This window comes from Elstera litoralis (genome assembly GCF_000963705.1).
GTDB lineage: Bacteria > Pseudomonadota > Alphaproteobacteria > Elsterales > Elsteraceae > Elstera > Elstera litoralis.
The window spans coordinates 1-7407 of record NZ_LAJY01000126.1 but is presented as its reverse complement, the minus strand read 5'-3'; the positions used below and the strand labels follow the sequence as shown (position 1 = coordinate 7407).

9 protein-coding genes are annotated in these 7407 nt (G+C 64.6%); 8 read left to right on the top strand and 1 reads right to left on the bottom strand.

What is annotated here, in order from left to right; all coding sequences use genetic code 11:
* From VZ95_RS25205 to sugE, 7 genes are all read left to right on the top strand, one after another.
* Positions 1-319, top strand: a 319-nt coding sequence (locus VZ95_RS25205; protein WP_045775091.1) for a hypothetical protein, incomplete at its 5' end; no start/stop codon positions are given.
* Positions 316-1254, top strand: coding sequence for a tyrosine recombinase (locus tag VZ95_RS06235; RefSeq protein WP_045775090.1), 939 nt, complete (start codon positions 316-318; stop codon positions 1252-1254). The genes VZ95_RS25205 and VZ95_RS06235, both read left to right, overlap by 4 nt.
* A gap of 72 nt (positions 1255-1326) precedes the next feature.
* Positions 1327-2379: a heat-inducible transcriptional repressor HrcA gene (gene hrcA / locus VZ95_RS06230; RefSeq protein ID WP_045775089.1), complete on the top strand. Its 1053-nt coding sequence runs from the start codon at positions 1327-1329 to the stop codon at positions 2377-2379.
* Between the two features lie 109 nt (positions 2380-2488).
* Positions 2489-3052 carry a nucleotide exchange factor GrpE gene (gene grpE, locus VZ95_RS06225; protein WP_045775088.1) on the top strand — a complete coding sequence of 188 codons (564 nt, stop codon included), beginning with the start codon at positions 2489-2491 and terminating at the stop codon, positions 3050-3052.
* A 153-nt stretch (positions 3053-3205) separates the two neighbouring features.
* Positions 3206-4591, top strand: coding sequence for a DUF1800 domain-containing protein (locus VZ95_RS06220; protein WP_045775087.1), 1386 nt, complete (start codon positions 3206-3208; stop codon positions 4589-4591).
* Between the two features lie 9 nt (positions 4592-4600).
* The gene (locus VZ95_RS06215; protein ID WP_052711536.1) at positions 4601-5854 is read left to right on the top strand and encodes a DUF1501 domain-containing protein; all 1254 of its coding nucleotides are present in this window, start codon (positions 4601-4603) and stop codon (positions 5852-5854) included.
* A gap of 25 nt (positions 5855-5879) precedes the next feature.
* Complete coding sequence (sugE, locus tag VZ95_RS06210; RefSeq protein ID WP_045775086.1) at positions 5880-6194, top strand: quaternary ammonium compound efflux SMR transporter SugE; 315 nt, start codon at positions 5880-5882, stop codon at positions 6192-6194.
* Here sugE and ygfZ read toward each other — a convergent pair.
* A complete protein-coding gene (gene ygfZ / locus VZ95_RS06205) occupies positions 6191-7105 on the bottom strand; it encodes a CAF17-like 4Fe-4S cluster assembly/insertion protein YgfZ (protein WP_045775085.1) in 915 nt (304 codons plus the stop codon). The two genes, sugE and ygfZ, sit on opposite strands and share 4 nt — an antisense overlap.
* 80 nt (positions 7106-7185) lie before the next feature.
* Here ygfZ and VZ95_RS06200 point away from each other — a divergent pair.
* Positions 7186-7407, top strand: a 222-nt coding sequence (locus VZ95_RS06200; protein ID WP_156995108.1) for a hypothetical protein, incomplete at its 3' end; no start/stop codon positions are given.

Sequence of the window (7407 nt, the reverse complement as noted above, 5' to 3'; positions counted from 1 at the left end):
GGTCGCCCTGGTCTTCGCCGCCTTCGACGGGCTGGAAGAGCCGCTGCCGCCCTTCGCCTGGGATTTTCTGGCAACCCCGACCAATCGCAGTGGCGAGGCTTTCGACGATGCCGCCGGCTGGCTGCGCCTGCGCGCGGCGGGGCTTGCGGGCCGCGTCGGTGAAGTCGCCATCCTCAGCCTAATCCTCTCGGACGGGCGCACCCCCGGCCCCGGCGAAGCGTTGCACTTAGGCGCGCTGATTTCGGCGTTACGCTATGCCGGGCTGGAGGAAAGCGCGCGGGCGCTGGCGCTCGAAAGCCTGATCCAGGCCGGGCTATGAGTATCGATCCGCATCTCGACGCTTTTTTCGAAATGCTGATGGCCGAACGCGGCCTCTCGGCCAACTCCCTAAAGGCCTACCGCGACGATCTATCGGCGACCGGGCGGTTTCTTGCCCTGCGCCAGACCGACCTTGCCCGCGCCAGTGCCGCCGATCTCGGGGCCTATGTGCAGCAGTTGGGGGTCGAGGGCTATTCGCCGCGCACGGCAGCCCGGCGACGGGCGGCTTTGCGGCAATTCTATCGCTTTCTCTATCTCGACGACCGCCGGGGCGACGATCCTTCCGCCGGGCTGGAGATGCCGCGCCTGGGCCGTCCCCTGCCCAAACTGCTCTCCGAAGCCGAAATCGACGCGCTGCTGACCGCCGCTGCCACCCGCGATGAACCGGGCGCGACCCGCCTCAAGCTCATCATCGAACTCATCTACGGCTTGGGCCTGCGCGTCAGCGAACTCTGCTTCCTACCCCTCGCCCCCTTCCGCACGCGCGGCACTGCCCCGCCGCCCGACGCCATCACTGTGCGCGGTAAGGGGGAGAAAGACCGGCTGGTGCCGCTCACGCCAGCGGCGCAAACCGCGCTGGCGCTTTATTTGCCGCTGCGCGACCAGTTCTTAGCCGACAAGCAAACCTCGCCCTATCTGTTCCCAGAAGCGGGCTCGACCAAGCCGATCACGCGCTTTTGGGTCACATCGACGCTGAAGCAGTTGGCGGTGACGGCGGGGATCGACCCGAAACGGGTTTCCGCCCACGTGCTCCGGCATAGTTTCGCCACGCATCTGGTGGAAGGCGAGGCCGATTTGCGCTCGGTGCAGATGCTGCTGGGGCATGCCGATATCGCCACGACGCAGATTTACACCCATGTCGCCGCGCCGCGCCTGAAAGCGATGGTCGCCGCGCATCATCCGCTGGCCCGACGCGGAAAGCCGAGCCCCGAATGATTGACGTTCCGCCCCGTGCTTCCTAAATTTAACTCAGGTTTTGTTACGCACCAGAAGGGAGCCCCCATCGGCATGGTATCGGTTATTTCGGAACTGAACGACCGATCCCGCGAGATTTTCCGGCATATCGTCGATGCCTATGTGGAAACCGGGGAGCCAATCGGCAGCCGCACCCTCTCGCGCCGTCTGGGAACCACCCTGTCGCCCGCCACCATTCGCAATGTCATGGCCGATTTGGAAGAGGTTGGCCTGCTGTTCGCGCCCCATACCTCCGCCGGGCGGGTGCCTACCGAGGCGGGGTTGCGGCTGTTCGTCGATGGCTTGCTGGAAATCGGCGCGATCAGCGCCCAGGAGCGTCAGGCGCTCGATGCCCAATGCGCCGTGCGCGGGCGCTCGTTGGAACAGGTGCTGGAAGAAGCCTCATCCGCCCTCTCCGGCCTGTCGGGCTGCGCGGGCCTTGTTATGGCGCCCAAGCGCGAAGGCGCGCTGCGGCAAATCGAATTCATCGCGCTCGGCCCCAATCGGGCGCTGGTGGTGATGGTCAGCACCGATGGGCAGGTGGAAAACCGCGTGCTCGATCTGCCGCTCGGCCTGCCGCCGTCGGCGCTCACAACGGCCAGCAATTATCTGAACGCCCGCCTCACCGGCCAAACGCTCGCCGAAACCCGCGCGGTGGTGACGGCGGAAATGACGGCCCAACGCGCCGATCTCGACAGCCTCACCAGTCGGTTGGTCGAACAGGGGTTGGCGGTTTGGGCCGAAAGCGAGGCGGATCGCCATGATGGCTATCTGATTGTACGCGGTCAGGCCCATTTGCTCGAAGATGTGACGGCGTTGGGCGATTTGGAGCGGATTCGCGGCCTTTTCCAGGCGCTTGAAGCGCGGGAAGGGGCGTTGCGGCTGCTCGAAGCCGCCAATGCCGCCGAGGGTGTGCAGATTTATATCGGCGCGGAAAACCCGCTTTTCGCGCAAGCCGGTTGCTCGGTCGTGCTCGCACCCTATACAAACGCCCGCGACCAGATCATCGGCGCGATCGGCGTGATCGGCCCCACCCGGCTGAATTACGCCCGGATCATCCCGATGGTCGATTATACTGCCAAGCTAATTGGCCGAATTTTGCGTTAGCACCGATGGCGCTAACGCTTGGTATCTTTGACGCAAATGCGTCGTCGCCCGTGTCCCCACGGGCTCGGGATTTGCTATAACACGCACTTTTGTTTACCAGGAGTATCCTATGTCCGAAGCTCAACAGACCCCGGAAACCGGAACGGAAGAAACGGCGGCGCAAGCTCAGCCGCAACCCGATCCGTTCGAGGTGATCGTCGCGCTTCAAGCCGAAGTTGCGAATTATAAGGATCAAGCCCTGCGCGCATTGGCCGAGGCGGAAAACACCCGCCGCCGGGCCGAACGCGACCGCGAAGACGCGTCGAAATACGCCGTATCGGGCTTTGCGCGCGATCTTCTGTCGGTCGCCGACAATCTGCGCCGCGCGCTCGATGCCGTGCCGCCGTCGGAAGATGAAACCGTGAAAGCGCTCGTCACCGGCGTCGAGGCGACCGAACGCGAACTTCTCGCCATTTTCGAGCGCCGGAGCCTGACGCGGATCGAGCCGATGGGCCAAATTTTCGATCCGAACCTGCACGAAGCCGTCTTCGAAGTCCCCAATACCGGCCAGCCGACGGGAACCGTGGTGCAAGTGCTGCAATCGGGCTACCGCATCCACGACCGCTTGCTGCGCCCGGCAATGGTCGGCGTCGCCAAAGGCGAAGCAGGCGCGCAGGTGAATACCTCGGCGTAAGCGGAGTTTTCTCGGCACGCTCAGAAAAGCGGCTTCGGCCGCTTTTCGTGTTTTAGGGGGCTGTGATGCAAATATCGCGAACTTAGGCGGATTCTTGCCATAGTTCAGAAGTAAAAAAAGCGTTAACGCGAACCCTGACCCTCAGGAGGCACGATGGCATCGCTTTTCTCCCGGCGCCCGCGTCGCATAACCTGGATCGGCTTGCTTCTCGCCCCGCTCCTGAGTTTTCCCGCCCTCGCTCTCGATCCCGCCGAAACCCGGCACCTGATGGACCGGGTCGGCTTTGGCGCAACCCCGGCCGATTTCAGCCGCCTTGCGCCCTTAAGCCGAACTCAAGCGGTTGAACTCTTGCTGGCGGAAACCCGGCGCACCCCCGTGACGCCGCTGCCCGATTTCCTCGGCCAGGACCGCGCCAATTTCAGCCGCATCGGCCAGATGGCCGCCGACGAGCGCAAGGCGTGGGAAGAGAAGATCAGCGCGCAAGGCAAGGCGATGAAGGCCTGGTGGATGCAGGAAATGCTCGCCACCCCCTCGCCGCTCACCGAACGGATGGTCTTGTTCTGGCACAATCATTTCGTCAGCAGCTTCAATAAGGTGCGCGACCCCGAAGCCCTGGTGCGGCAGAACCTCACTTTCCGGCGGCTGGGACTGGTCGATTTTCGGGGGTTGCTGACGGCGACTGCCCGCGATCCCGCGATGATGCTCTATCTCGACACGACCCAAAACCGCCGCCAAGGCCCGAACGAGAATTTCGCCCGCGAGCTTTTCGAACTCTTCACCCTGGGCGAAGGCCATTACTCCGAAGACGATATTAAGCAGGCCGCGCGCGCTTTTGCCGGTTGGACCGTCGATCAACCCACCGGGCGCTTCAAGCTGAACCCCGGCGCGATTGACCCGGACGTGAAGATGATCTTCGCCAAATCCGGCCCCTTCGACGGGCAAGACGTGCTCGATCTGGTGCTGGACGACCCGCAAACGGCGAAATTCATCTTAAACAAACTCTGGCTGGAGTTCGTGTCGGATACGCCCGACGCCGCCACCCTCGCCCCGATCGAACGGCAGTTTGCGGGCGATTGGCGGATCGATCGGGCGCTGGCGGCATTACTCGAATCCGATGCCTTCTGGTCGCCGGAAAACCGGGGGCGCTTGACGAAATCGCCCGTCGATCTCGTCGTCGGCACGCTGCACCGGCTGAATTTGCAAAACCTGCCCCCCGATCAAGCCGCCGAGCAAGTGCGCCGCCTCGGGCAAGATCTGTTCGAGCCGCCCACTGTGCGTGGCTGGCCCGGCGGCACGGCCTGGATCAATACCGATACGCTGCTGCAACGGCGCGAAGTGATCGACCGGTTGGTGCGCGGCCAATCGCTCTCCGCCGATGGTTTGCGCGCCGTGGCCCCGCAAGCCCCCCTCAGCGTGACCTTGCTGGCGCTGCCGCCCCGGCAGAACCCGCCCGCCGCCCCGGTCGCGCCACTGCCCGCCAATAGCATCGCCCCCGATCTCGACGCGCTGCTGCGCGATCCGGCCTATCAGGTCAAATAGGAGGTTTCTATGGTGAACCTAACGTCCCGGGAAACCGACCCCAGTCGTCGTCGCCTGCTGCGCGGCCTCTCGGCGGCGATTGCCCCGATGATTCTGCCCTGCGGCTTTCTCATTCCCCGCCTCAGCCTCGCGGCTGCCCCCCGTTGGGACCGGATGTTGATCCTCATCGAGCTTCAAGGCGGCAACGATGGGCTGAACACGCTCGTGCCCTTCCGCGACGATGCCTATCGCGCTCTGCGCCCCACCCTGGGGCTGCCGGTCGACCAACTGGTGATGCTCAACGATACCGCCGCCCTGCATAGCGCGCTGACGCCGATGGTGTCGATGTGGGAGGCGGGCGAAATGGCCGTAGTGCAATCCATCGGCTATGAGCGCCCGAACCATTCGCACTTCCGCTCGATTGAAATTTGGGACGCGGCCTCGGGCTCCGACGAGGTGGTGCCGGAAGGCTGGGTGTCGCGCCTGTTCGCCGCCCAGCGCCCGCCCGCCGAAACCTCCGCCGAGGGGGTGATCTTCGGGCGGCCCGTGCTCGGCCCGCTGCTGCCCGCCCCCGCCGAAAGCGGCGTTGCGAGCCGGCGGTTCGTGGTGATGGATTCGGTGAAGAATTTTACCCGGCGCGGCCTCTCCCTGCCGGCCCCCGCCGAGGCCCCAGCGGAAACCCCGGCCTTGCAGCATCTGCTCAGCACGCAAGCCGTCGCCGGAACGGTCGCGCAGAAAGTCGCCGCCGACTTGAAGCGCATCGAGGGCAATGAGGCTTTGGAAAAGCGGCTCGCCGCCTTCCCGCAGCATGCTTTCGGCAAGCAATGCGCCGAACTGGCCCGCTTGCTCGCCGCCGATAGCAAAATCGAAGTGGCGAAGCTCAGCCACGGCGGGTTCGACACTCATGTGAACCAACTCGGCACCCACGCGCGGTTGTTGGGCGAGCTTGCCGCCGGGCTTGCCGCCCTACGCGCCTTCGCCAAGGAGCAGGGCGTGTGGGACCGGCTCGTCATCGCTACCTATTCGGAATTCGGTCGCCGGGCCGGGGAGAATAAAAGCGCCGGAACCGACCACGGCACTGCCGCGCCCCATTTCGTTTTAGGCGGCAAGGTGAAAGGCGGCATGATCGGCACCGCGCCCGATCTCACCAAGCTTCAGGCGGGCGATTTGATCCATAGCCTGCCGATGCAGCGCTATATCGCCAGCCTCGCTAAGGAAACCTGGGGGCTCAGCCAAACTCTCCCCGCTCTTGACCCGTTCGAGCCGCTCGGGTTGATTGGCTGAGAGAAATCTCAGGAGCCTAAAGCCGATGGCGTGGATCTATCTTTTCATTGCAGGCCTGTTGGAGATCGGCTGGGCCATCGGTCTGAAATATACCGACGGCTTCTCGCGCCTATGGCCGAGCGTCGCCACCGGCGTCAGCATGATCCTCAGCGTCGGCTTTCTCGGCCTGGCGCTGAAAACCCTACCCGTCGGCACCGGCTACGCGGTTTGGACCGGCATCGGCACAGTGGGCACGGTGATCTTAGGCATCGCCCTGCTGGGCGAGCCCGCGACGCTGGTAAAACTTCTCTGCGTCGGGTTGATCGTCGTCGGGATTATCGGGCTGAAGCTCAGCCATTAGGCAAGCCGCATCACCCGCGTTCCATCCGCCATCCAGTCCTGGGCCGGGTCGGCGTCCAGACGGATCAGGGCGAGGCCAAGGCCCGGAACGGCAGAGCGCAACTCGCCCGCCTCCTTACCGTTCGCCAGAATCGGCGTACCCGGCGGCGGCACAGGGCCGTCGAGGCGGACCGGCTGGGCCTTGCGCTTCAGCACGGCGCGATATTTGGTGCGGGCGGTGAGTTCCTGGCCGATGTAGCAGCCCTTCTGGAAATCGATAGCGTTCAGACTATCGAGGTTGAATTCCAGCAAGATCGAGCGCTCCGGCTCAAGATCGATCCCGCCGTCGGGCACGCCGAGGGTGATGCGGTGGCGATGATAGGCTTCGGCCGCAGGAACCGAAACCGCACCGCCCCCGATGGGATTGGGGGCGTCCCCACCCGCCAGCACCGCCACGGCATTCGCAGCGGTCAGCGCGAGATCGAGCCAGGGCGTCGCGCCAGGGGCAAAGGGGGCATCAACACCCGCTGGCAGCGGGGTTGCCACCGGCCACCACGCCCGCCAGCCGAGCTTGGAATGACGCGGATCGGCAAAGGCGATGCCCCCCGTTGGGGCTGGCGTGCCGAAGCCCGCCAACACACGGTAGCCATCGTCCACCGCAAGGCTCACGTCGGCGCGCAGCTTGTAGAGCGAGAGGCGGCGCAGGCAGTCGGCCCGGCGCGCGGCATCGACCTCGAGCAGCAGGCGATCTCCATCAGCCCGCACGAAGAAATCGAACAGGAATTTACCCTGCGGCGTCAGCAGGCAGGCATAAACCGCCTCCCCCCGTTCGACCGCAGCGAGGCTATTGGTCAATAAGCCATTGAGAAAGCTGACCCGCTCGGAGCCGGTGACGACAATCAGAGCACGGTCTGATAGGGTGCAAACAGGCATGGGTCTTCCGCTGGTTTCGACGAAGGTCAGCAAGGCACATAGGCGTCAAACGGCCTTCACGCAAGAGGATGTATCGGGGAATGGGTATGGGGTTCGCGCAGAAAGCCGCCAAAATAATGCTAACGGCGGGGTTGGGGCTTGCGGTTTTCGGCCTCGGGACCCTCCCTCAGACGGCCAACGCGCAATCGGTGCGCGGCTCCACCGGCGATGCCCAGAATGCGGTGAAATCGGCCAGCGTCATCATGCTGGAGTTAAAGGGCTCGTCGCTGCCGCCCTGGTGGCGCGCGCTGGCCGTCGCCCGC

Excerpts from the sequence above, each read along its gene's own strand:
- ygfZ (WP_045775085.1), bottom strand. The coding sequence starts at position 7,105 with ATGCCTGTTTGCACCCTATCAGACCGTGCTCTGATTGTCGTCACCGGC.
- VZ95_RS06215 (WP_052711536.1), top strand. The coding sequence starts at position 4,601 with ATGGTGAACCTAACGTCCCGGGAAACCGACCCCAGTCGTCGTCGCCTG.
- sugE (WP_045775086.1), top strand. The coding sequence starts at position 5,880 with ATGGCGTGGATCTATCTTTTCATTGCAGGCCTGTTGGAGATCGGCTGG.
- VZ95_RS06220 (WP_045775087.1), top strand. The coding sequence starts at position 3,206 with ATGGCATCGCTTTTCTCCCGGCGCCCGCGTCGCATAACCTGGATCGGC.
- hrcA (WP_045775089.1), top strand. The coding sequence starts at position 1,327 with ATGGTATCGGTTATTTCGGAACTGAACGACCGATCCCGCGAGATTTTC.
- VZ95_RS06235 (WP_045775090.1), top strand. The coding sequence starts at position 316 with ATGAGTATCGATCCGCATCTCGACGCTTTTTTCGAAATGCTGATGGCC.
- grpE (WP_045775088.1), top strand. The coding sequence starts at position 2,489 with ATGTCCGAAGCTCAACAGACCCCGGAAACCGGAACGGAAGAAACGGCG.